General features: G+C 71.4%; 22 protein-coding genes and 2 pseudogenes. 13 read left to right on the forward strand and 11 right to left on the reverse strand.

All coding sequences use genetic code 11. The annotated features are described in order from the left end of the window. Positions 1 to 136: 136 nt before the first annotated feature. A complete protein-coding gene (locus tag ACH4S8_RS03515; protein WP_398390481.1) occupies positions 137 to 1,069 on the reverse strand; it encodes an SDR family oxidoreductase in 933 nt (310 codons plus the stop codon). Positions 1,070 to 1,269: 200 nt separating this feature from the next. Here ACH4S8_RS03515 and ACH4S8_RS03520 point away from each other — a divergent pair, with 200 nt between their 5' ends. Continuing rightward, on the forward strand, positions 1,270 to 1,836 hold the full coding sequence (locus tag ACH4S8_RS03520) for a TetR family transcriptional regulator (RefSeq protein ID WP_398390482.1): 567 nt from the start codon (positions 1,270 to 1,272) through the stop codon (positions 1,834 to 1,836). Between the two features lie 93 nt (positions 1,837 to 1,929). On the opposite strand, the gene ACH4S8_RS03525 is transcribed toward ACH4S8_RS03520, so the two are convergent. Beyond that, positions 1,930 to 2,847, reverse strand: a complete 918-nt coding sequence (locus tag ACH4S8_RS03525; RefSeq protein ID WP_398390716.1) for an NADP-dependent oxidoreductase — start codon at positions 2,845 to 2,847, stop codon at positions 1,930 to 1,932. Between the two features lie 233 nt (positions 2,848 to 3,080). On the opposite strand from ACH4S8_RS03525, the gene ACH4S8_RS03530 reads away from it, so the two are divergent. Next, positions 3,081 to 3,569: a YrdB family protein gene (locus tag ACH4S8_RS03530; protein ID WP_398390484.1), complete on the forward strand. Its 489-nt coding sequence runs from the start codon at positions 3,081 to 3,083 to the stop codon at positions 3,567 to 3,569. 35 nt (positions 3,570 to 3,604) lie between these two features. On the opposite strand, the gene ACH4S8_RS03535 is transcribed toward ACH4S8_RS03530, so the two are convergent. Further along, positions 3,605 to 4,138: a GNAT family N-acetyltransferase gene (locus ACH4S8_RS03535; protein ID WP_398390486.1), complete on the reverse strand. Its 534-nt coding sequence runs from the start codon at positions 4,136 to 4,138 to the stop codon at positions 3,605 to 3,607. A gap of 91 nt (positions 4,139 to 4,229) precedes the next feature. On the opposite strand from ACH4S8_RS03535, the gene ACH4S8_RS03540 reads away from it, so the two are divergent. Beyond that, positions 4,230 to 4,490 carry a hypothetical protein gene (locus tag ACH4S8_RS03540; RefSeq protein ID WP_382780746.1) on the forward strand — a complete coding sequence of 87 codons (261 nt, stop codon included), beginning with the start codon at positions 4,230 to 4,232 and terminating at the stop codon, positions 4,488 to 4,490. A 33-nt stretch (positions 4,491 to 4,523) separates the two neighbouring features. Here the strand turns inward: ACH4S8_RS03540 and ACH4S8_RS03545 are convergent, their stop codons facing one another. Next, a complete protein-coding gene (locus ACH4S8_RS03545) occupies positions 4,524 to 4,748 on the reverse strand; it encodes a hypothetical protein (RefSeq protein ID WP_382780749.1) in 225 nt (74 codons plus the stop codon). 211 nt (positions 4,749 to 4,959) lie between these two features. On the opposite strand from ACH4S8_RS03545, the pseudogene ACH4S8_RS03550 reads away from it, so the two are divergent. Next, positions 4,960 to 6,177, forward strand: a pseudogene (locus ACH4S8_RS03550) (RNA-guided endonuclease InsQ/TnpB family protein); the annotation flags it as partial. 21 nt (positions 6,178 to 6,198) lie between these two features. Here the strand turns inward: ACH4S8_RS03550 and ACH4S8_RS03555 are convergent. Beyond that, entirely contained in the window at positions 6,199 to 6,828 is a 630-nt protein-coding gene (locus tag ACH4S8_RS03555) for an AAA family ATPase (RefSeq protein WP_398390489.1), read from the reverse strand. A gap of 269 nt (positions 6,829 to 7,097) precedes the next feature. Between ACH4S8_RS03555 and ACH4S8_RS03560 the strand changes: the two are divergent. The 4 genes and pseudogenes from ACH4S8_RS03560 to ACH4S8_RS03575 form a co-directional block, all read left to right on the forward strand. Further along, positions 7,098 to 7,331, forward strand: a pseudogene (locus ACH4S8_RS03560) (cation acetate symporter); the annotation flags it as partial. A 226-nt stretch (positions 7,332 to 7,557) separates the two neighbouring features. Beyond that, entirely contained in the window at positions 7,558 to 7,875 is a 318-nt protein-coding gene (locus ACH4S8_RS03565; protein WP_398390718.1) for a hypothetical protein, read from the forward strand. A 140-nt stretch (positions 7,876 to 8,015) separates the two neighbouring features. Next, positions 8,016 to 8,351: a hypothetical protein gene (locus tag ACH4S8_RS03570; protein WP_398390491.1), complete on the forward strand. Its 336-nt coding sequence runs from the start codon at positions 8,016 to 8,018 to the stop codon at positions 8,349 to 8,351. Between the two features lie 110 nt (positions 8,352 to 8,461). After that, complete coding sequence (locus tag ACH4S8_RS03575) at positions 8,462 to 9,286, forward strand: polysaccharide lyase family 7 protein (protein ID WP_398390719.1); 825 nt, start codon at positions 8,462 to 8,464, stop codon at positions 9,284 to 9,286. 77 nt (positions 9,287 to 9,363) lie between these two features. On the opposite strand, the gene ACH4S8_RS03580 is transcribed toward ACH4S8_RS03575, so the two are convergent. The 3 genes from ACH4S8_RS03580 to ACH4S8_RS03590 all read right to left on the reverse strand — a co-directional run bounded on the left by ACH4S8_RS03580 (position 9,364) and on the right by ACH4S8_RS03590 (position 12,828). Then, the gene (locus tag ACH4S8_RS03580) at positions 9,364 to 10,803 is read right to left on the reverse strand and encodes a gamma-aminobutyraldehyde dehydrogenase (protein WP_398390493.1); all 1,440 of its coding nucleotides are present in this window, start codon (positions 10,801 to 10,803) and stop codon (positions 9,364 to 9,366) included. A 16-nt stretch (positions 10,804 to 10,819) separates the two neighbouring features. Further along, complete coding sequence (locus ACH4S8_RS03585; protein WP_398390495.1) at positions 10,820 to 11,221, reverse strand: YybH family protein; 402 nt, start codon at positions 11,219 to 11,221, stop codon at positions 10,820 to 10,822. A gap of 71 nt (positions 11,222 to 11,292) precedes the next feature. Continuing rightward, a complete protein-coding gene (locus ACH4S8_RS03590; protein WP_398390497.1) occupies positions 11,293 to 12,828 on the reverse strand; it encodes a purine-cytosine permease family protein in 1,536 nt (511 codons plus the stop codon). A gap of 100 nt (positions 12,829 to 12,928) precedes the next feature. On the opposite strand from ACH4S8_RS03590, the gene ACH4S8_RS03595 reads away from it, so the two are divergent. Continuing rightward, complete coding sequence (locus ACH4S8_RS03595; RefSeq protein ID WP_398390720.1) at positions 12,929 to 14,386, forward strand: PucR family transcriptional regulator; 1,458 nt, start codon at positions 12,929 to 12,931, stop codon at positions 14,384 to 14,386. Positions 14,387 to 14,420: 34 nt separating this feature from the next. Here ACH4S8_RS03595 and ACH4S8_RS03600 read toward each other — a convergent pair whose 3' ends face one another. Continuing rightward, on the reverse strand, positions 14,421 to 15,053 hold the full coding sequence (locus ACH4S8_RS03600) for a TetR/AcrR family transcriptional regulator (protein WP_398390499.1): 633 nt from the start codon (positions 15,051 to 15,053) through the stop codon (positions 14,421 to 14,423). A gap of 117 nt (positions 15,054 to 15,170) precedes the next feature. Between ACH4S8_RS03600 and ACH4S8_RS03605 the strand changes: the two genes are divergently transcribed. Together ACH4S8_RS03605 and ACH4S8_RS03610 are read left to right on the forward strand one after the other, a co-directional pair. Further along, entirely contained in the window at positions 15,171 to 16,058 is an 888-nt protein-coding gene (locus ACH4S8_RS03605; protein ID WP_398390501.1) for an ABC transporter ATP-binding protein, read from the forward strand. Beyond that, the gene (locus ACH4S8_RS03610; RefSeq protein ID WP_398390503.1) at positions 16,048 to 16,806 is read left to right on the forward strand and encodes an ABC transporter permease; all 759 of its coding nucleotides are present in this window, start codon (positions 16,048 to 16,050) and stop codon (positions 16,804 to 16,806) included. The genes ACH4S8_RS03605 and ACH4S8_RS03610 overlap by 11 nt, the downstream gene beginning before the upstream one ends. A 68-nt stretch (positions 16,807 to 16,874) precedes the next feature. On the opposite strand, the gene ACH4S8_RS03615 is transcribed toward ACH4S8_RS03610, so the two are convergent. Then, positions 16,875 to 17,477 carry a TetR/AcrR family transcriptional regulator gene (locus ACH4S8_RS03615; protein WP_398390505.1) on the reverse strand — a complete coding sequence of 201 codons (603 nt, stop codon included), beginning with the start codon at positions 17,475 to 17,477 and terminating at the stop codon, positions 16,875 to 16,877. Between the two features lie 184 nt (positions 17,478 to 17,661). Between ACH4S8_RS03615 and ACH4S8_RS03620 the strand changes: the two genes are divergently transcribed. Next, complete coding sequence (locus tag ACH4S8_RS03620; RefSeq protein WP_398390507.1) at positions 17,662 to 18,681, forward strand: aldo/keto reductase; 1,020 nt, start codon at positions 17,662 to 17,664, stop codon at positions 18,679 to 18,681. Between the two features lie 108 nt (positions 18,682 to 18,789). Here the strand turns inward: ACH4S8_RS03620 and ACH4S8_RS03625 are convergent, their stop codons facing one another. Continuing rightward, entirely contained in the window at positions 18,790 to 19,197 is a 408-nt protein-coding gene (locus tag ACH4S8_RS03625; RefSeq protein ID WP_398390508.1) for a S26 family signal peptidase, read from the reverse strand. 208 nt (positions 19,198 to 19,405) lie between these two features. Between ACH4S8_RS03625 and ACH4S8_RS03630 the strand changes: the two genes are divergently transcribed. Beyond that, a complete protein-coding gene (locus ACH4S8_RS03630; RefSeq protein ID WP_398390510.1) occupies positions 19,406 to 20,113 on the forward strand; it encodes a VanZ family protein in 708 nt (235 codons plus the stop codon). Position 20,114 lies beyond the last annotated feature (1 nt).

A 20,114-nucleotide genomic window follows, 5' to 3' on the forward strand; every position in this document is an offset into this window, starting at 1 on the left:
CCGGGGGGGGGGGGGGGGGGGGGGGGGGGGGGGGGGGGGGGGGGGGGGGGGGGGGGTGGGGGGGGGGGGGGGGGGGGGGGGGGGGGCGGGGGCCCGGCCCCCCCCCCCCCGGCCCCTCGGCCGCCGCGTGCGGGGTCTACTCCCCGCCGGCCCGGAAGTAGTGCCCCTTGTCGAGGTCCTCGATCAGGCCCGGTCCGGTCGGGTGCCATCCCAGCAGGTCGCGGGTCCGCTCGCTGGAGGCCGGGCTGTCGAGGCCGATGAATCCCGACAGCCAGGTGAAGTGCTCGGCCGCCTCCTCGGCGGGGACGGAGCGGGCGGGCACGTCGAGGTGGCGGCCGATGACCTCGGCGACCGAGCGGAGCGGCACGCCGTCCTCGGCGCTCGCGTGCAGGACCGATCCCGCCGGGGCGCCCTCCAGGGCGAGTCGGAACAGGCGAGCGGCGTCGTCGCGGTGCGTGGCCGTCCAGCGCTGGGTGCCGTCGCCGATGTACCCGGCGACGCCCTTGTCACGGGCGATGCCGACCAGGGCGGCCATGAAGCCGTTGTCACCGTCGCCGTGCACGGTCGGGGGGAGCCGTACGACGGACGAGCGGACGTTCCGGTCGGCGAGGGCGAGGGCCACCTGGGCGGTGCCCATCCGCGTCCGCGGGCCGCCCGGCAGTGCGGACAGTTCGTCCTGCGTCCTTCCGTCGTCCTCCGTGCTCGGGCGGCCCGTGGCCAGCCCGATCAGCCCCGACGCGATGAGCAGCGGTCGCCCGGAACCCGCCAATGAGTCGCCGAACAGTTCGACGGTGCGGCGGTCCGCGTCGGCGGCGTCCTGGAAACCGCCGGTGAAGGCGAGGTCGTGCTTGAACGCGAGGTGGATCACGCCGTCCGACGCCTCGGCCGCCTCGCGCAGGACGTCGAGGTCGTCGAGGGTGCCGGTCACCACGTCGGCCCCGGCCTTCGTCAGGGCCGCGGCCGAGGCGTCCGAGCGGGCGAGCCCGACGACCTGGTGCCCGGCGCCGATGAGTTCGGGGACGAGTGCGGAGCCGATCCATCCGGATGCCCCGGTGACGAAAACGCGCATGAGAAAGCCTCCAGTCGGGGTGGTCGCCCTCGCGCCGGGAGGGCGCGTGCGTGGGGCGGCCAAGCGATGTCAGTGACTGTCATCAAACGTAGCACCTGATGTCAGTGACTGTCGTCGAACCTCGGGGGGCTGATGCCGGTGACTGCCGGCGAGCCCCGAAGCGCCGATGTCAGTGACTGCCGTCGAGTACCATGCCGGTCATGGGTCGATGGCAGCCGGACGCGCGCGGCCGCCTCGCGCGGGCGGCACTGGAGCTCTACGTCGAGCGCGGTTTCGACCGCACCTCGGTGGCGGAGATCGCCGAACGGGCGGGGCTGACGGAGCGGACGTTCTTCCGGCACTACGCGGACAAGCGAGAGGTGCTGTTCGCGGGTTCGAGCGCGCTCCAGGAGGTGCTCGAGCGTGCCGTCGCGCAGGCTCCCGAGTCCGCCACCCCCCTGGACGCCGTGGCGGCGGCCCTCGAAGGCGCCGCGGCCGTGCTGGAGGAACGCCAGGAGCACGCCCGGCAGCGGCAGTCCGTCATCGACGCCAACACCGAGCTGCAGGAGCGCGAGCTGATCAAACTCGCGTCGCTGTCCGGGACGCTCGCGGGCGCGCTGCGCGAGCGGGGCGTCGACGAGGCCTCCGCGGGCCTTGCCGCGGAGGTGGGGATCGCCGTCTTCAAGTTCGCGTTCCGGCGCTGGGTCGATCGGACCGAGGAGAAGGGCCTCTCCCAGCTCATCCGGGAGTCGTTGGCCGGTCTGAGGGCAGTGACCGCGGACGTGTGACAGTGTGCCCCGGACGACTCGGAGCCGTCCCACCGGCCGAAGCCGTCCCACCGGCCGAAGCCGCGGATCATCGGCCCCCGACGGCGGCCGGGGTCAGGGCCTGAGCACGATCTTGCCGTGGGTCCGCCGCAGTTCCAGCTCGCGGAACGCGTCGCGTACCCGCTCCAGCGGGTAGGTGCCGGCGATCGGCACCTCCAACTCCTCGCGCGCGGCGAGCCGGGCCAGCTCGCCGACCACCACCGCCGACGCCGCCGAGCCTTCGCCGTAGGTGTGGGCGCCGACCCTGGCCGCCGCCTGCCAGTCGCGGATCGTGTTGATCCGATCGGGCCGCACGCCCAGCTCGACGGCCAGGTCCACATAGCCGTCGCCGAACGTGTCGATGAACGCGTCGACGCTCCCGCCCGACGCCTCCCGGATCCGCTCGGCCACGCCCTCGCCGTAGTCCAGCGGGACGACACCCCGCTCCTTCAGCCAGGCGTGGTTCCGCCCGCTCGCCAGCCCGATCACCGTGGCACCGCGCCGCCGCGCGAGCTGCACGGCGAGCGACCCGACACCGCCCGCCGCGCCGGACACCACGACCGTGTCGGACGGTCCGGGGTCCACCGCGAACACGGTGGCGTACGCGGTCGTGCCCGCCACGTACAACGACCCGGCCACGTCCCAGGAAAGACCCTTCGGACGGGAGACCAGCTTCACGTCCTCCGCCACGACGAACTCCGCGTGGCTCGCCCTGTTGTGGGTGAAGCCCAGGACCTCGTCGCCCACCGCGAAGCCCCGCACGTCCGGGCCGGCCTCCACCACGACTCCGGCCAGGTCGCTGCCCTGTCCCGAGGGGAACGTCGCCGGCCAGCGTTTGTGCCGCGCGCCCTCGCGGATCATCGCCTCGCCGGGCTGGATCCCGGCGGCGCGTACTTCGACCAGTACCTCCCCGGGGCCGGGCGCCGGTCTCTCGACCTCCTCGACCCGCAGCACATCGATCCCGCCGTACTCGTGGAACCGCACCGCCTTCATCGCGTGATCACCGTTCTTCCCCACTCGGACAGACGTTGGACAGCGACACCGCACCGGCCGGAGGCCGACAGTGCCGTCGCACTCAACAGCCAAGGAGCGGGGCCGTGTTCCCGGGACCGAGGATCCGGGAGCACGTTCCGTGACCTCGGGGCCGGCCGGGGCCGGGGTTCGGTGAACGGGCACATCGGGGTGCGCGGTCCTGTCATGCTGGCATCCCAGCAGGAGAGGACTTCATGTCAACGGACCCCGGCGCGGCCCTGTTCGCCGAGCGGCCTTGGTTCGCGGCCAACGAACTCCTGGCGTTCGTGGTGGAGTTGGTCGCGCTGGCATGTCTGGCCTGGTGGGGGTTCAGCACCGGTCACGGCTGGTTGCCCCACGTCCTGCTCGGTGTGGGGACACCTCTCCTGGCTGTCGTGCTCTGGTCGCTGTTCGCGGCGCCGAAGGCGCGGCTGCGGCCCGGGCTGCCCCTCGTCCTTCTCGTGAAGGCGCTGGTGCTCGGCGGTGGCGCGGCGGCCGTGTACGGGGTGGGGCATCCCGTCGCCGCCGTGGTCATGGCGATCGTCGTGGTGGCGAACACGGCGGTGGCCGAGACTTTTCGCCGCGGAGTTCCGGTCCGACCCGCGGGGCCGCAGGGGGAGACCGGCCCGTCCACGGGTCCGCAGGGTGAGACCGGCCCTTTCACGGGGCCGCAGGGTGCGGCCGGCTCACCGGAGTCCGGCTGAGCCCACCGAAGCGGGCTCAGGCACGGCGAAGCGGATCACGCCTGGAATTCCGTGAGATCGATCGCGTGAACGTGCAGAGGGAAGCCGTACTCGGGGTGTTCGATCGTCTTCTCCGGCTCCATGCCGAGCTTGCGGACGACGTTCAACGAGGCCTCGTTGCTTGTACGGTTGATGCTGATGACGCGGTCGAGACCGCGGTCCTGCAGGGCGAACTCCAGTGTGGCGTGGGCGGCTTCGGAGGCGTAGCCCTGGCCCCAGAACGGTGAGCCGAACCGCCAGTCGATCGCCACGGCGGGCATGACCTCGGGCAGGTACTCGGGGACCGACAGTCCGGCGAAGCCGGCCAGCTCGCCCGAGCCCAGCAGCTCGACGGCGAAGATGCCGAAGCCCTCCTCGTCCCACTCCTCCTCCCACCGCTCGATCTCCTCGGCCGTGGCGTCGAGGTCGCGGACCGAACCGTCGTCGATCCAGCGCATGACCTCGGGGTCCGCGTTGATGTCCGCCATGGGGGCGAGGTCGTCGTCGTACCAGCGGCGGAGGAGGAGGCGGGGGGTGCGGATCTCGGTCATGACGTCCATCCTGCCTTACAGGTGAGGCCACTCCTGCCGCAGGCCGAGCGGGTCATTGTTTTGCACGGGTCGACCGGGGCAACCGGCCGCCATGGAGACGAATGACGGCACGGAAGAAACGATCGAGACCCAGGGCGACGAGCATCACGTCGTGCTCAGCGCCGACACCAACGGTGACGGAAAGACCGACGTCTGGATGACCGACACCACGGGAGACGGCAAGGCCGATCTCTACCAGTTCGACACCACGGGTGACGGCCGGATCGACCTGACGATGGTCGAGAGGGGCGAAGAGCCGGGAGTGGACCGGGTCGTCGTCGAAGGCGACGGCGGCCACCCGATGGAGAGCTGACCCCCGTCACGGCAGCGTGCCCGGCCGCCGGGCCTAGGGCGTGCCCGTCAGTGGACGCAGGGCGGCGGCGCCGACGCGCAGGAGCGCGGACACGGGCGGCCCCACCCAGCGTGCCAGCTCGTCGGGCAGCGCCGGGTCCAGCTCGATCGTCACCCGTACGTATCGCGTGTCCAGCCGTGCGACCTTGGCGTGACGGGGCGCGGCGGCGTCCGGCTCCCGTTGCAGAGCGGCCCGGTAGGTGTCCTTGCGCTGGTTCATCTGATTCCTCGGAGGATGCCCGGCAACCGCGCCGGGGTGGGGTATTTCTCCCGCCTGAGGGGAGAAGGATTGGATCCTGTGGAGCAGAGCAGGATGCGCCAGAGCGCCGTCAGAACGATGCGTCCTCTGTCGGCTGACCGGTGATGAGTCTCGTTGCCTATCCTGCTCCTGTGCTTGCCTGATGACGCAGCGTTATCCTGGATTCGGCGTCATGGAGACGACGGCACGACCGGCGAAGGGCGTTGGGTGCGCCCGGTACACCTATCGTCTGCGTGTGTCGTCGACTGCCCGCGGCGCACTTGAGGCGGAGTGGGCGAGGTGCCGGTGGATCTGGAACGAGTGCTGCGCCCGTTCCAAGAAGGCTTACGTCGAAAACGAGAAGTGTGGCCCGGCGCGTCTGGACAAGATGCTGACCGAGGCCCGCTCCGAGAACGCGTGGCTGCGCGAGGGCAGTTCGGTGCCTCAGCAGCAGGCAATACGTGACTGCGGCAAGTCCCGCGCCAAGGCTTTGAAGGACATCGAGGACGGGCTGCCGCAGCACAGGCGTGCCGGGCTGCCGAGGTACAAGGAGAAGCACGCCGCCAACCCGTCGCTGAACTGCACGCAGCGCGGCTTCCGCCTGAAAGACGGACGGCTGCACCTCGCGGGCGGGATCATCCTGGTTTTGGTCCGGTCGCGCGCTCTGCCGAGTACCCCGTCCTCCGTGCGCGTCCATCGCGACAGCCTCGGACATTGGTACGCCACGTTCGTCGTGACGGTCGGCACTGAGATGTTGCCGTCTACCGGACTGGACATCGGCATCGACTGGGGCGTGACCGAGACTGCGACTACCACCTCGGACGAACATGACTTGCCTCACGCCCGGCACGGCAGGAACGCCGCGCAGCGCCTGGCTCGCTACCAGCGTCAGATGGCCCGCCGGAAACCCACGGCCGGCCAGCCCCAGTCGAAGGGCCACAGTCAGGCGAAGCGGCAAACGGCGAAGCTCCACAAAAAGGTTGCCCGGCAGCGCGAGGACGCTGCCCGTAAATGGGCGAAGAAGGTTGTCCGTGACCACGACCGTCTGGCTGTCGAGGACTTTCGGCCGAAGTTCCTTGCCAAGTCCACGATGGCCCGCAAGGCAGCCGATGCGGCGATCGGTGCGACCAAGCAGGCGCTGATCCACATGGCCCGCAAACACGGTCGTGAGCTGTACCTCGTCGATCCCGCGCACACCACCATGGACTGCGCACAGTGCGGAGCGAGAACCAAGCACGCGCTACCTCTCTCGGAACGAACCTACGTCTGCACCACGTGCGGAGATGCGTCCCCCAGGGACAAGAACTCCGCCCGCGTGATGCTTGTCCGGGCTGGTCTCAACCCGGCTGGTGCCGATCGTGCAAGAGCTGTCGGGCCGCCGGTCCACAGCCGACGTGAGCCAGGAATCCCCTCTCGACAGGAGGGGGAGGAGTCAAAGCGTGTCCTGACGCTTGATCAGCTCGTCCGCGAGATCCATGTACGCCGATCCCTTGACCGTGACGGGGCTGCCGAACGACTGGGAGTACAGGTCGAGTCGGGGAATGTGGGTGGACAGCACGTCGAAGCCGCGCTCCGTGAGGGCTTCGCGGGCATCGGCGTCCGGACCGGTGCGGGTGGCGTCCGGACGGTTCGTGCGGTTCAGCAGGACGGCGGAATGGGCCGGCCGGGGCCGCAGGGACTGGACGTCGCCCATCTCGCGGCCGATCGGCGCCATGCGGTCCAGCTCGATGGGGGACGGGGTCACCGGCACGATCCACTCGCTCGCGTAGCGCATGACACTCCGGGCGATGTGGGCGTGATCCTCCATCTGCGGGGCGTCGAACACCACGGCCTCCCGGTTGCCGATGAAGTCGTTGACGCGCCGGTGCACGTCGCCCACCGGGAGGGAGACCACGGGAAAGGGGAAGCCTCCCGCCAGTTCGCTCCACCGCAGCGCCGAGGACGCGGGGTCGGAGTCCACCAGGAGGGGTGAGCAGCCCGACTCGTGCAGCGCGTGAGCCAGCCACACCGCGCTCGTCGTCTTGCCCACTCCGGGTTTCAGGTTCACAAAGGCATAGCTCATCGACACAGGGAGCCACGCTAGTGACCGCGAGGGGCGGGGAGTCGGCCGAGCGGCGGATACCGTCCCGTGGTTCACCCCGCCGTGCCCGTGAATCATCCCAATGGATCAACGCGGTGTGCCTCGGCACAGTCCCGCCCCCGTGATCGCTGTGCGGCCGCCCCCTGTACGCGCTCCGGCGCGGCTGATGCCATGCCGCGCATGGCTCCCGCAGCTTGCCCACATCCCGTTTCCTCCGTCTCTCTGTCATCCCCGGTCCCGGGCGCACGGGCATGCCCGTGCGCCTCGGAGACCCCTCCGTACGCCGTGCCCTCGGCATTGCCTCTCTCGTCGTCCTGACCCCGCTGCTCCTGGTGCAGCTCTCCACCGCCGGACGCATCATGGCGGCGATGTTCGGGCTCCCGGACGGCGCGCTCACCGGGTGCACCGTCGCGGGAGGCATCCTGATGGTCTGCTACGCCGCGTTCGGCGGGATGCGCGGTGTCGGGTACGTGCAGATCCTGAAGGTCGGTGTCGTGCTCACCGCCCTGCCGCTTCTGGCCGGGATCGTCCTCGCCCGGTACGGGGTGGTCGCCACCGGCCCTCTTCGGCGCCGCCCGGGATCACTCCGGAGCGGGCGCCGAGTACGCGCGCCCCGGACTCCACTTCGGCCACTCCCTCGCCGGGCGCCTCGATCTGGTCGGGTTCGAGGCCACGCTCCTGATCGGCGCCGCCTGTCTGCCGCACATCACCATGCGGCTCCACCCGGTCGGGGACGCCCGCACGGCGCGGTGTGCCGTCGGCCGGGCGGTCGGCCCGGTCGCGGTGGTGTGCGCCGGGGTGGTGGTAGCCGGGCTGGGCGCGTGCGCCCTGCTGGGCCGGGGTCCGGTGCGGGCCGCCGACCCCGGGGGGAGCGACCGCCCTGCTGATGGTGACCGGCGTGCTGGACCCGGTCGCCTGCGGTGCCCGGCACAGCATGCTGTTCGCGACGGTCGCCTGCGCCGTCTTCGCCACCACGCTCGCGGCTGTCGCGGGCATCACGCTGGCGGCCGCCTCCAGTCCGGCCCGTGACTTCGGAGACCGGCCCGCGCACGGGGCCGTTCGGCCGTCGGGGAGATCCGCCGGGCGCGGCTGGGGATCGTGCTGGTCGGCGCGGTCGCCGTCGTCGTGTCGGCGTTCCTCGGGGACGCGGCGGACTGACGCTGATCTCCTTGTCGTTCACCGTCGCGGCCTCGGTGCTGTACGCGCTCTTCCTGCCGGGCCACTCCGCGACCGGGGTGCGCCGGACCGTCTACGGGACCCTCCCGCTCGTGGTGCTGCCGCTCGCGGGGTCACCGGCGGTGTCGGGCACCCCGTTCGCGGTCTTCCCCGGTCATGACGTCCGCTGGTTCCCGCTCCAGACGCCGGGGCTGATCACCATTCCGGCCGGTTTCCTGCTCGGGCTCACGGGCCGCAGGCCCATCCGCGGCGGCACCGCCCGTACGTCCTGGCCGCGCTCAACTGCCGTGGGCGTGCGACCTCTTGACGGAGTTGGTGCAGACCTTTAGCGTCACGGCACACGCGAAGTTCACAGGTGAACTCAATGTTCATCCATGTGAACATCGGCTTCCCTCACCGTCTGCTCCACCCGACCAGACGAAAGGCCGTGACCGTCATGATGAACAGGCGACCACGTACCCGAACTCTTTCTGTCCGTACCGGACTTGCCGCCCCTCCTCGGCTCCTGACGGCGGCCACCGTCGCGGGCCTCGTCGCCGCGGCCACCGTTCTGGGCACCTCCAGCGCCGGTGCCGCCGACCCGAACGTCGCGCCCGGCGGCAACTTCGACCTGTCGGTCTGGCAGCTCCAGGAGCCCGTGGGCTCACCGGGCTCGCCCACCACCATCTCCTCCGCCCGGCTACAGGGGGCGAACGGCTTTCAGGACGCGTACTTCTACACCGACACCCGTGACGGCGCCATGACGTTCTGGGCGCCCGAGAAGGGCGTCACGACGCCCAACTCCTCCTACGCCCGCTCCGAACTGCGGGAGATGAACCGCGGCGGCGGCGCGGCGGACTGGTCACTGAGCGGCAGCCACCGGCTGAGCGCGACGCTGCGCGTGGTGTCGGTCACCTCCAACGTGTGCGTCGGGCAGATCCACCTAGGCTCCGGCGGATCGTCCACCAAGCCGCTCGTGGAGCTGTACTACCGCGCGAGCGGCGACATCGTCGTCGGCACCGAGAACTCGCCGTCCGGCGGGCAGACGACCCACACGGTGGGGCACGTGGCGGTCGGCAAGACCTGGACCTACACGATCGCCGTCTCCGGCGGGAACACCATCGACCTCACCGTCAACGGCAGCACCACGCACTACGCGATCCCGTCGTCGTTCTTCCCGTACAAGCAGTACTTCAAGGCCGGCTCGTACAACCAGTCGTCCTCCCAGAGCACCACGAAGGGGGCGCGGGTCGCCTTCTACGGCCTGAACGTCTCGCACGGCTGACAGGGCACTCGCCGGAAACGGCGGAGGGGTGGACCCGGCGTGATGCCGGGCCCACCCCTCCGCCGTGGAGCCACCGATCAGAGCGACGTCATGACGTGCTTGATGCGGGTGTAGTCCTCGAAGCCGTACGCGGAGAGGTCCTTGCCGTAGCCGGACTGCTTGAACCCGCCGTGCGGCATCTCGGCGACGAGCGCCATGTGGGAGTTGATCCACACACAGCCGAAGTCGAGCCTCTTCGACATGCGCATCGCCCGCGCGTGGTCCTTGGTCCACACCGAGGAGGCCAGCGCGTAGTCGACGCCGTTGGCGTACGCGACGGCCTGGTCCTCGTCCGTGAACGACTGGACGGTCATGACCGGGCCGAAGACCTCGTTCTGGATGATCTCGTCGTCCTGCTTCAGACCCGAGACGACGGTCGGGGCGTAGAAGTAGCCCTTGTCGCCCACCCGGTGACCGCCGGCCTCGATCCGCGCGTGCTCGGGGAGCCGCTCGACGAAGCCGCTGACCTGGGCGAGCTGGTTCGCGTTGTTGAGCGGCCCGTACAGCACGTCCTCGTCGTCCGGCTGCCCCGTCCTCGTCGCGGCGGCGGCCTTCGCGAGGGCGGCCACGAACTCGTCGTGGACCGACGCGTGGACCAGGACGCGGGTCGCGGCCGTGCAGTCCTGACCGGCGTTGAAGAAGCCGCCGACCACCAGGTCCTCGACCGCCTTCGTCAGGTCGGCGTCCTCGAAGACCACGGCCGGGGCCTTGCCGCCCAGCTCCAGGTGGACCCGCTTGACGTCCTTGGCCGCGCTCTGCGCGACCTGGATGCCGGCGCGCACCGAGCCGGTGATGGAGGCCATCGCCGGGGTCGGGTGCTCCACCATCAGCCGGCCGGTCTCGCGGTCGCCGCAGACCACGTTGAAGATCCCCTGGGGCAGGCCGAGCTCCTCCAGGACACCGCCGATGATCTCCGCGATCAGCACCGTGGAAGCCGGGGTGGTGTCCGAGGGCTTGAGGACCACCGCGTTGCCCGCGGCGAGGGCCGGGGCGAACTTCCAGACCGCCATCAGCAGGGGGTAGTTCCACGGAGCGACCTGGGCGCACACTCCGACCGGCTCGCGGCGGACGATCGAGGTCATGCCCTCCATGTACTCGCCGGCCGAGCGGCCCTCCAGCATCCGGGCCGCGCCCGCGAAGAAGCGGACCTGGTCGATCGCGGGGCCGAGTTCCTCGCTGAGGGTGAGGTGCAGCGGCTTGCCGGTGTCGCGGCTCTCGGCGGCGACCAGTTCCCCGGCCCGTGCCTCCATCGCGTCGGCGATCTTCAGCAGCGCACGCTGCCGCACGGACGGAGTCGTGTCGCGCCACACGGGGAACGCCGCGGCCGCGGCCGCCATCGCCGCGTCGACATCGGCCGCCCCCGAGAGCGGGGAGGTCGCGTAGACGTCACCTGTGGTGGGGTCCACCACATCGAGCGTCCGGCCGTCGACGGCATCCGCGAAGGCGCCGTCGATGTAGTTGCGGAACGTGCTGCTCATGGAACGTCTCTCCTGGTCAGGCGGCGGTACGGGGGGACAGGTGCTCGTGGACGGCGAGCCAGGTGCCGTCCTCGGCGCGGGCGAAGACGATGGTCTCCCGCTCGTGCACCGTCTCCTCGCCGGCGTTCGTGGCGACCCGGGTCTCCACGTCGTGGCTGAAGACGGCCGTGTCGCCGAAGGGCTGGACGAGCTGCGCCGACGAGGTGCAGCCGAGGATGCGGAAACCGTCCTGCTCCACCCACTGCTGCCACAGGGCGCGGTACTCGGCCGTGGAGCCGAGACGCTGCGGCGTGGTGTGGAAGACGAACGTCGCCTCCGGTGCGAAGGCGCCGAAGTAGTCGTCGAGGCGGCCCTCGGCGAAGGCGGCGACGAGCGCGTCCGCGGCGGCCCGGATCTCCTGGACGGTGGTGGTGCTCATGCACGACTCCTGATCAAGGGCGCCCGGTGGTCAGGACCGGGCGCCCGGTCTGTGGGGGTGGCGGTGGTGGGTCAGCCGGCCGCGACGGGCTCGGCTGCCTCCTCCTCCGTGCCACCGGTGATCGGCGTGATCTCGGCGTCGGTCGACGGGACGAAGCGGGGTCCGTCCGGGCCGAACACGGCGCGCGGCTCGGGGAAGAGCGTGAGCGCGGCGAAGTAGAGCACGACCGCGAGGGCCAGGCCGACCGGCAGCGAGATGTCCGCGCCGTTCGCCAGGTTGCCCAGCGGGCCGACGAACTGGCCCGGCAGGTTGGTGAAGAGGAGGGCCACGACGGCGCTGACGAGCCAGGTGCCCATGCCGCGCCAGTTCCAGCCGTGCGCGAACCAGTAGCGGCCACCGCGCTGACGCCGGTTGAAGACCTGCAGTGCCTCGGCGTCGTACCAGCCGCGCCGGGTGACGTAGCCGAGCGCCATGACGACCATCCACGGCGCGGTGCAGGTGATGATCAGCGTGGCGAAGGTGGAGATGGACTGCGTGAGGTTGAGCGCGAAGCGGCCGAGGAAGATGAAGCCGATGGACAGGACACCGATGAAGAAGGTCGCCTGGACGCGGTTGAAGCGCGGGAAGACGCTGGCGAAGTCCAGGCCGGTTCCGTAGAGGGACGTCGTGCCGGTCGACAGGCCGCCGATCAGGGCGATCAGGCAGAGCGGCAGGAAGTACCAGCCCGGGGAGACGGCCAGCAGTCCGCCGACGTAGTTCGGGGCGGCCGGGTCGACGTACTTCGCGGCCTTCGTCGCGATGATCGACGCCGTGGCCAGGCCGAAGACGAAGGGCAGCAGGGTGGCGATCTGGGCGAGGAACGCGGCGCCCATCACCCGGCGGCGCGGGGTGTTCGCGGGGATGTAGCGGGACCAGTCACCGAGGAACGCGCCGAAGGAGACCGGGTTGGAGAGCACGATCAGCGCGGCGCCGATGAACGACGGCCAGAACAGCGGGTCGGCACTCGAGGCGAAGGCACCCGCGTATCCGGGGTCGAAGTCGCCGGCGAAGGCGAAGGCGCCGAGCACGAAGAGGGCCGAGGCCGCCAGCACCGCGATCTTGTTGACCAGCAGCATGAAGCGGAAGCCGTAGATGCAGACGACGAGCACGAGTCCGCCGAAGATCGCGTACGCGATGCCGTAGGTGACGTCCGACTCGGGGACGTTCACCAGCCGGTGCGCGCCGCCGACGAGCGCGTCTCCCGAGGACCACACCGAGATCGAGAAGAACGCGATCGCGGTGAGCAGGGAGAGGAACGAGCCGACGACCCGGCCGTGCACGCCCAGGTGCGCGGAGGAGGAGACGGCGTTGTTCGTGCCGTTGGCGGGGCCGAACAGTGCCATCGGGGCCAGCAGCAGCGCACCCGCGACCAGGCCGAGGACGGTCGCCGCGAGCCCCTGCCAGAAGGAGAGCCCGAAGAGGATCGGGAAGGCGCCCAGCACACAGGTCGCGAAGGTGTTGGCGCCGCCGAAGGCGAGCCGGAACAAGTCGATCGGCCGGGCCGTGCGGTCCTCGTCCGGGATGCGCTCGACGCCGTATGTCTCGATTTCGGTGACCGATGTCGTCACGGCCCCTCCCATCTATGTTTGTACACCACTCAAATATCGGCACCCATAGTGTGAGGCCCCCGGTGACCTGCGACAATGGTGGCCATCACAGATGAGTACGATGTCTTTTGTGGCCAGCAACAAACTCACCATCCAGGACCTGCTCTCCTCTCCGGCGCTCCAGCTCTCGCTGAAGGCCGGCGGTGGCCTGGACCGGTCCGTCTCCTGGGCGCACGCCAGCGAACTCGTCGACCCGACGCCCTGGCTCCTGGGAGCGGAGCTGATCATGACGGCGGGCCTGGCGATCCCCCGTACCGCGGCGGAACAGCGCGCCTATCTGGAACGGCTGGACGACGCCGGGGCGTCCGGTCTCGCGCTCTCGGCGCAGCTGCACATGCCGCCGCTGCACGAAGCGTTCTTCCGGGCCGCCGAGGAGCGGGATTTCCCGGTCCTCGAAGTGCCGCTCGCCGTTCCCTTCATCGCCGTCGCCCAGGAGGTCGCGGCCTCGGCCCAGGAGGAGGCCCGGCACCGGCTGGGCGCGCAGCTCCAGGTCTTCGGCGCGCTGCGCTGGCTGGTCACGGAGGACCTCGACACGCCGACACTCCTGCGCCGTCTCGAAGGCCTGTCGGGCTACGACGTCTTCCTCTGCACGCCCCAGGGACGGCCGCTCCTGCCCGGCGTCCCCGTGCCGGACCCGGCCGTCCTGCCCGCGTCCGTGGACGCCCCGCCGACGATCCCCGGCGGATTCGTCCTCCCGGTCCCCGCCCCCGGCGGCCCCGCGGGCTTCCTCGTCGCGTACGAGCGCGAGGGTGCCCGGCCCTCCGGGCTCGCCGTCGTCCAGCACATCGCCACCGTCGCGGCGCTGCGGCTGGCGATGGTGCGCAACGAACGCGAGACGCTGCGCCGCGAGGGAGCGGAGACGTTCGCCGAACTGCTCCAGGAGGTGCTCGACCCCGAGGCGGCGCGGCGCCGGCTGGCTCGGCACGCGATCGAGGGCGACACCGTCCTGCTCATCGTGCGCCGCGCCACCGACGAGGCGCTGCTGCGCTGCCTGGAGGACCGGCCGCATCTGCTGCTCACCCGGGGCGAGGACCGCTACGTCCTCGGGGCGCCGGAGCTGGCGGGGGCCGTCGGTGAGCTGCCCGCCGTGGCGGCCGGGGCCAGCCGCCCCTTCGTGCCCGGCGCCGCGCTGAAGGTCGCCCAGCGCGAGGCCCTGTGGGCGGTGTCCAAGGCCGTCGAGTCGGGCCGTGCCGTCGTCCACTACGGAGACGACGGGGCGGGCCGCTGGCTGCCCGACGACCCCGCCGTCCTGACGGCGCTGGTCGAGCACGTGCTCGGCGACGTGCTGCGGTACGACGAGAGCCATGACTCGCGGCTGCTGGTCTCCGCCCGTACCTGGATGGAGCGCGACCGCCGCACCGAGACGGCGGCCGCCGCGCTGCACATCCACCCCAACACCCTCGCCTACCGGCTGCGCCGCTTCGGGGCGCTCGCCGACCGTGATCTGACGTCGACGGGGGCGCTGGCCGAGGTCTGGCTGGCGATCCAGGCGGCGGGAGCGCTGGGTCTCACCGACTGAGCGGGTTCCGGGGCGGCCGGGCCCCGCACGCGGGTCACTCCGGCGGCCGGGCGGCGGCCTGGACCATGCGGCGGATGTCGGCGAGATCGGCCTCGAACTCGGCGGTGAGGTCGAGGGGCAGGTCCAGCCACGGTCCGAGCGCCCGGTGGCCGGGGAGTTCGCTGTCCGGGAGGAGACCGCGGCGGCCGCGCGGATCGAGGTCGCCCGGGGCGAAACGGCCCGCGGCCTCGGAGGCGGCGAAGCCGATGACGAAGGTGCTGATCAGGCGCTCCAGCCGGGGCACCTGGGGTTCGGGAACCCCGGCCTCGATGAGCGCCGTGTAGATGATGTCCACCGCCCGCAGGCCGTCCGGGGTGACGGCGGGCCGTGAGAAGAGCAGATGCGCGGCCCAGGGGTGCTGCTGGGTCACCTTCCGGCAGGCGTGCGCCAGACCGTCGAGCCGTTCCTCCCAGGTGTGATCCCGCGCCGGGTCCGGTGGCAGCAGCGCGGCGAGCAGCCGTCCGACCATGCCGTCCAGCAGCGCCGCCTTGTCCTTGACGTGCCGGTACAGCGCCATCGGTGTCACACCGACGCGGTCCGCCACCCCGCGCATCGAGACGGCGTCGACGCCGTGCTCGTCGGCGATGGCCAGTGCCGCGTCCAGGATTTCTTCCCGCCTGCCACTCATGGGTGTACAGCGTAGACGTGTACGGCGTAGACGCACGAGCGGGAGATGTATACGGTGTAGACGTATACGCCGTAGACGTGCACGGCGTGGACATCGAGGAGGCGTCGTGGAGGATGCATGCTCATCGCAGAGGCACTGGTGAAGCACTACGGACCGCGCAGCGCGCTCGACGGGTTCGACCTGACGGTCCCGCCCGGGGAGATCGTGGGCCTGATCGGTCACAACGGCGCGGGCAAGACGACGTTCGTCGAGATCGTCACCGGTCTCGTGCGTCCCGACGCGGGCCGGGTCACCGTCGCGGGGCTCGACGCGCTGCGGGAGGGCCGGGCCGCGCGGCGCCTCCTCGGCGTGGCCCCGCAGGAACTCGCCCTCTACGGAAGCGCCACCGTGCGGGAGAACCTGCGGCTGTTCGCCGGACTGGCGGGATTCCGCGGCCGGCGCGGGGACACGGAGATCGCCCGGGTCCTGGACGAGCTGCTCCTGACCGCCGTCGCGGACCGGCCCGTGGCGGCCCTGTCCGGAGGCCAGCGCCGCCGGGTCCAGGCTGCCACCGCCATGGTCGGCTCACCGCCGCTCCTGCTGCTGGACGAGCCCACCGCCGGAGCCGATCCGGAAACCCGCTCGGCCCTGCTGAGCGCCGTCAGGGCCCGGGCCGAAGCGGGCGCGGCCGTCGTCTACACGACCCACTACCTGCCCGAACTCGTCGATCTCGACGCCACACTGGCACTCGCGCGGGCCGGACGGATCATCGCGCGCGGCACCCAGGAAGAACTCACCCGCCACCTGCCCGGCGAACTCCGGGTCACCTTCGCCGATCCGGCCGAGCCCGAGCTGCGCCGGCCGACCACGGACCCCGGCGGCGATCTGGCGGCCCTGCTCGCCTCCGGCCGTACACCCGTGTCCGTCGACGTGCGCCGCCCCGGACTGGACGACCTCTACCGGTCCATGGAGGCCGCGGGGACCGCGCCCGCCGCGACGCGGACGGGGGTTCGTGATGCCGCGTGAGTCCGCCGCCCGCCTGTGGGTGCTGATACGCCACAACGTGCTGCTGATGGCGCGCGAACCCGGGCCGGTACTGAGCCGGATGATCCTTCCGCTGGCCTTCGTCACGCTCCTGCGCCCGCTCTACACGGCCGGGCAGGGCGAGAGCACCGGTACGGAGCAAGCCGTCGTCGGCACGCTGGTCACCTTCTCGCTGCTGGCCCTCGGCATCTGCGGCGGCGCGATCCTGACCGAACGGCTCGGCCGTACGTGGGACCGCCTGCGCGGAACCGCTCTGCACCCCGCCGAACTGCTCCTGGGCAAGGCCGTACCGGCCTTCGCGGTCCTGCTCGCCCAGCAGGTGCTCATCGTGGGCTTCGCCGTGTGCGCCTTCGGTCTGCGTGTCCCGCACCTGCTCCTGCTGTCGGCCGTTCTGCTCAGCTGGAGCTGCACACTGCTCGGGCTCGGCACCCTGCTCGGCGTGCTGGTCCGCAGCCTGGGCGCGCTCTCGGCCGCCTACGACATCGGCGGCATGCTGCTGAGCAGCGTCGGCGGCGCGCTCGTCCCGCTCGCCGCCCTGCCGGCCTGGGTCGCGGCCGTGGCCCCGGTCTCGCCCGGCTACTGGGCCGCCCACGGCATGCGTGCCGCTCTCGCCGGGGACGCGTACGCCGTGGCGGAGTCCTGCGGCACGCTCCTCGGCGTGGCACTGGTCTGCGGCACCGTGGCCTCGGTCCGACTGCGGGGACGCGGCGGCCGGTTGGTGGCGCTCTAGGCGGTCGGCTCCCTGAACCCGCCTGCGGGAAAGGCGAGTTGGATGGTGCCCGGTCGGCCTGCCGGGCGTCACGGTCCTTCGGGGCGGCGCAGGCCCGCGACGAGTGTCTCGACCAGTCGCCGCGCGTCGTAGTGGGGGTCGTTGTGGGCGCCGATGCAGAGGTTGCCGATGCCGCGCATCAATTGATAGGCCGTCAGATCCGGGCGGATCTCGCCGGATTCGGCGGCGGCGTCGAGGAGACGGGTGCACACGGGGAGCAGTCGGTCGACGAAGTACCTGTGCAGTGCGTCGAACGCCGTGTTGTCGGGCTGCAGAACGGCGGCGAGCCCGTGCTTGGTGACGAGGAAGTCGACGAACAGGTCGATCCACCGTGACAGTGCGACGTAGGGGGACGCGCAGTCGCTCAGCAGGGCCGGTCCCGCCTCGGCGCAGGCCTCGACCTGGTGCCGGTAGACGGCGACGATGAGATCGGCCCGCGTCGGGAAGTGGCGGTAGATCGTGGCCGTGCCGACGCCGGCCCTGGCCGCGATGTCGCGTACGGGTGCCTCCACGCCCGACGTGGCGAAGACCGCGGCGGCGGCGTCCAGCAGCGTCTCCTGGTTGCGCCGGGCGTCGGCCCGTCTGGGCCGGGCCGCCGCCACGTGTTCCGTGGTCTCGTCACCGTCGTTCATCGGGCCCTTCCCTCCATGGCCGGACAGCCAAACGGAACGGTGTTCCGCATCGCCTTGCTAAACGGGACGCCGTTCCGTATCGTCAAACGGGACGGTGTTCCGTTTGCCCATGATGGCAGACCGGGAACCCGGCCACCAATCCACGCTGTCACCACGCTTCACCCGTATCGAAGGAGGCAGGGACATGCAGTACCGCACCTTGGGCCGTACCGGTGTGCAGGTCGGCTCGCTCGCGCTCGGCGCGATGAACTTCGGAAGGATCGGGCGCACCACCCAGGACGAGGCCACCGCCATCGTCGACGCCGCCCTGGAGGGCGGGATCAACCTCATCGACACCGCCGACATGTACGGCGACGGCGAGTCGGAGGAGATGGTCGGCAAGGCCATCGCCGGCCGCCGCGACGACATCGTGCTGGCCACGAAGGCGGGCATGCCCATGGGGGAGGAGCGCAACCACCGGGGCGCCTCGCGCCGTTGGCTGACCACCGAGCTGGACAACAGTCTGCGCAGGCTCGGTGTCGACCACGTCGATCTCTACCAGATCCACCGGTGGGACCCGGCCACCGGTGACGGGGAGACCCTGTCGGCCCTGACCGACCTGCAACGCGCGGGAAAGATCCGCTACTTCGGATCCTCGACCTTCCCCGCCCACCGCATCGTGCAGGCCCAATGGGCCGCCCGCGAGCATCACGTGAGGCCCTACGTCACCGAACAGCCCAGCTACTCCATCCTGCAACGGGGGATCGAGGCCCATGTCCTGCCCGTGACCGAGGAGTACGGGCTCGGGGTCCTGGCCTGGAGCCCGCTGGCCTCGGGCTGGCTGTCCGGCGCGGTCAGGAAGGGACGGGAGATCACCACCAGCCGCTCGGCGCTCCTGCCGCAGCGCTTCGACCTCGCCGTCCCCTCCAACCAGGCCCGGCTCGACGCCGTGGAGCGCCTGGCGGTCATCGCCGAGGAGGCCGGACTGACGCTGATCCAGCTCGCACTCGGCTTCGTCACCGCGCATCCCGCCGTGACGAGCGCGCTGATCGGCCCCCGGACACCGGACCACCTGCGTGCCCAGCTCGCCGCCGCGGACACGGTGCTCCCCGCGGACGTGCTCGACGCGATCGACGCGGTCGTGTCCCCGGGGACCGACCTCGCCGCGCACGAGAAGTTCGACACCCCGCCCGCCCTGCTCGACCCGGCACTGCGCCGCCGCTGACGGGCCGGACGACCCGGACCGGGCCGGAGTTTCGGAGCGGGGGCCGCCGGGGCCGTGGGCGCCGGTGGCCTTCGCCGGTCCACCGGGGCGCGGCCGGTGCGGAGGCCGTCAAGACCGCCGCCGTTCTCCCTCTTCGGGATGGCCGTCGTCCTCGGGCCCGGCCGTCGGCCCGGCCGCCGGAACCTTGCCCGCGGCACCCGGCCTGGGTGTCCCGTCGACCGCCACGCAGATGCCGAAGACGCGGTCGTGACCGGTCCAGCCGTTGACGTGGCCCCGGTTGTTGCTGATCTGTACCCGTTTCCTCGCGGCATCGACGGACGACACCAGGTGCAGGTACACGGTGCCGGCGACGCGGGCGAGGACGATGTCACCCACCGCCAGCTTCGACGGATCGACCGGAGCGACGGCCACGAGCTGCCGGCTGCGGATCAACGGGACCATCGAAGCGCCGCTCGGCCGGAACTCCACTGTCTTTCCGCCGGCGACTCTGCCTGCCACTCCGTCCAACGCGCCCATGCGACGAGCGTGACAGGACCGGCCGGGCCGGGCCACCGATTTTCAGGGACCGTCTTCGTACCGCCCGGGCCGGCTCGTGCCGGTTCCCCGATGCCCGGACTCCGTGGACGGCGGACGCCGGGGCGTCCGGACGCCGGGTGTCGCATATCGCGGGCATATCGAAAAGCGCATACGCCACCGCAACCCGCCCTTCCCTTCACTGGGGAGCATGAGCCACGACGCACCCTCGTCAGTATCCCGCCGCATCCTCAGGACCGTGCTCCTGAGCCTGGCTGTCCTCGGCGTGGCGGGCGCCCTGTTCGTCATCCGGCGCCCGCTCATGATGTCCGCCCCGATGTGCATGGCCGGGCGGTGGCACGGCTGCTACGACACCTTCAACGGTGTGGTGCTCATGACGCTCGTCGCGCTGCCCTTGGCCGTGCTGGTCGCATGGGCCCTCGCGTCCCGGCGGCATGCCGCCGGCGCCACCTCGACGTGGGCGTGGCGCGCTTCGCTGGCCGAGGTGGGCATGGTCCACGGGACGGTGCCGTTCCTGTGGCTGACCATGATGCCGGGCCTCGCGCCCGGCGTCGCTCCCCGCCGGGTCAGCCTCGTACCGCTGCGGGACCTGGTCACGATGGGGGCGGGCGGGATCATCGGCAACCTGCTGGTCTTCGCGGCGCTGGGGTTCTTCGCCCCGATGCGGTTCGCGTCCCTGGCGTCCGTCCCGAAGATCCTGGCGCTGGGGGCGGGCTGCTCGGTCCTGGTCGAGGTCGCGCAGTACGTCCTGTGGCTGGACCGGGTGTCCTCCGTGGACGACGTACTGGTCAACGCGACGGGAGCCGTGCTCGCGTCCCTGGCGTCCCGCCGCTGGTGGCGCACCGCGGCGGACGTCCCGTCGGACCGGCCTCGACCCGTGCCCGCATCCATGGGGTGAG

Origin of the sequence: Streptomyces sp. NPDC021080, from assembly GCF_044333225.1 — a bacterium.
Taxonomy (GTDB): Bacteria; Actinomycetota; Actinomycetes; order Streptomycetales; family Streptomycetaceae; genus Streptomyces.

Bases quoted from the DNA above. Each gene is read 5' to 3' on its own strand.
- ACH4S8_RS03515 (WP_398390481.1), bottom strand. From the start codon at position 1,069: ATGCGCGTTTTCGTCACCGGGGCATCCGGATGGATCGGCTCCGCACTC.
- ACH4S8_RS03520 (WP_398390482.1), top strand. From the start codon at position 1,270: ATGGGTCGATGGCAGCCGGACGCGCGCGGCCGCCTCGCGCGGGCGGCA.
- ACH4S8_RS03525 (WP_398390716.1), bottom strand. From the start codon at position 2,847: ATGAAGGCGGTGCGGTTCCACGAGTACGGCGGGATCGATGTGCTGCGG.
- ACH4S8_RS03530 (WP_398390484.1), top strand. From the start codon at position 3,081: ATGTCAACGGACCCCGGCGCGGCCCTGTTCGCCGAGCGGCCTTGGTTC.
- ACH4S8_RS03535 (WP_398390486.1), bottom strand. From the start codon at position 4,138: ATGACCGAGATCCGCACCCCCCGCCTCCTCCTCCGCCGCTGGTACGAC.
- ACH4S8_RS03540 (WP_382780746.1), top strand. From the start codon at position 4,230: ATGGAGACGAATGACGGCACGGAAGAAACGATCGAGACCCAGGGCGAC.
- ACH4S8_RS03545 (WP_382780749.1), bottom strand. From the start codon at position 4,748: ATGAACCAGCGCAAGGACACCTACCGGGCCGCTCTGCAACGGGAGCCG.
- ACH4S8_RS03555 (WP_398390489.1), bottom strand. From the start codon at position 6,828: ATGAGCTATGCCTTTGTGAACCTGAAACCCGGAGTGGGCAAGACGACG.
- ACH4S8_RS03565 (WP_398390718.1), top strand. From the start codon at position 7,558: ATGCGGCTCCACCCGGTCGGGGACGCCCGCACGGCGCGGTGTGCCGTC.
- ACH4S8_RS03575 (WP_398390719.1), top strand. From the start codon at position 8,462: ATGAACAGGCGACCACGTACCCGAACTCTTTCTGTCCGTACCGGACTT.
- ACH4S8_RS03580 (WP_398390493.1), bottom strand. From the start codon at position 10,803: ATGAGCAGCACGTTCCGCAACTACATCGACGGCGCCTTCGCGGATGCC.
- ACH4S8_RS03585 (WP_398390495.1), bottom strand. From the start codon at position 11,221: ATGAGCACCACCACCGTCCAGGAGATCCGGGCCGCCGCGGACGCGCTC.
- ACH4S8_RS03595 (WP_398390720.1), top strand. From the start codon at position 12,929: ATGTCTTTTGTGGCCAGCAACAAACTCACCATCCAGGACCTGCTCTCC.
- ACH4S8_RS03600 (WP_398390499.1), bottom strand. From the start codon at position 15,053: ATGAGTGGCAGGCGGGAAGAAATCCTGGACGCGGCACTGGCCATCGCC.
- ACH4S8_RS03605 (WP_398390501.1), top strand. From the start codon at position 15,171: ATGCTCATCGCAGAGGCACTGGTGAAGCACTACGGACCGCGCAGCGCG.
- ACH4S8_RS03610 (WP_398390503.1), top strand. From the start codon at position 16,048: ATGCCGCGTGAGTCCGCCGCCCGCCTGTGGGTGCTGATACGCCACAAC.
- ACH4S8_RS03615 (WP_398390505.1), bottom strand. From the start codon at position 17,477: ATGAACGACGGTGACGAGACCACGGAACACGTGGCGGCGGCCCGGCCC.
- ACH4S8_RS03620 (WP_398390507.1), top strand. From the start codon at position 17,662: ATGCAGTACCGCACCTTGGGCCGTACCGGTGTGCAGGTCGGCTCGCTC.
- ACH4S8_RS03625 (WP_398390508.1), bottom strand. From the start codon at position 19,197: ATGGGCGCGTTGGACGGAGTGGCAGGCAGAGTCGCCGGCGGAAAGACA.
- ACH4S8_RS03630 (WP_398390510.1), top strand. From the start codon at position 19,406: ATGAGCCACGACGCACCCTCGTCAGTATCCCGCCGCATCCTCAGGACC.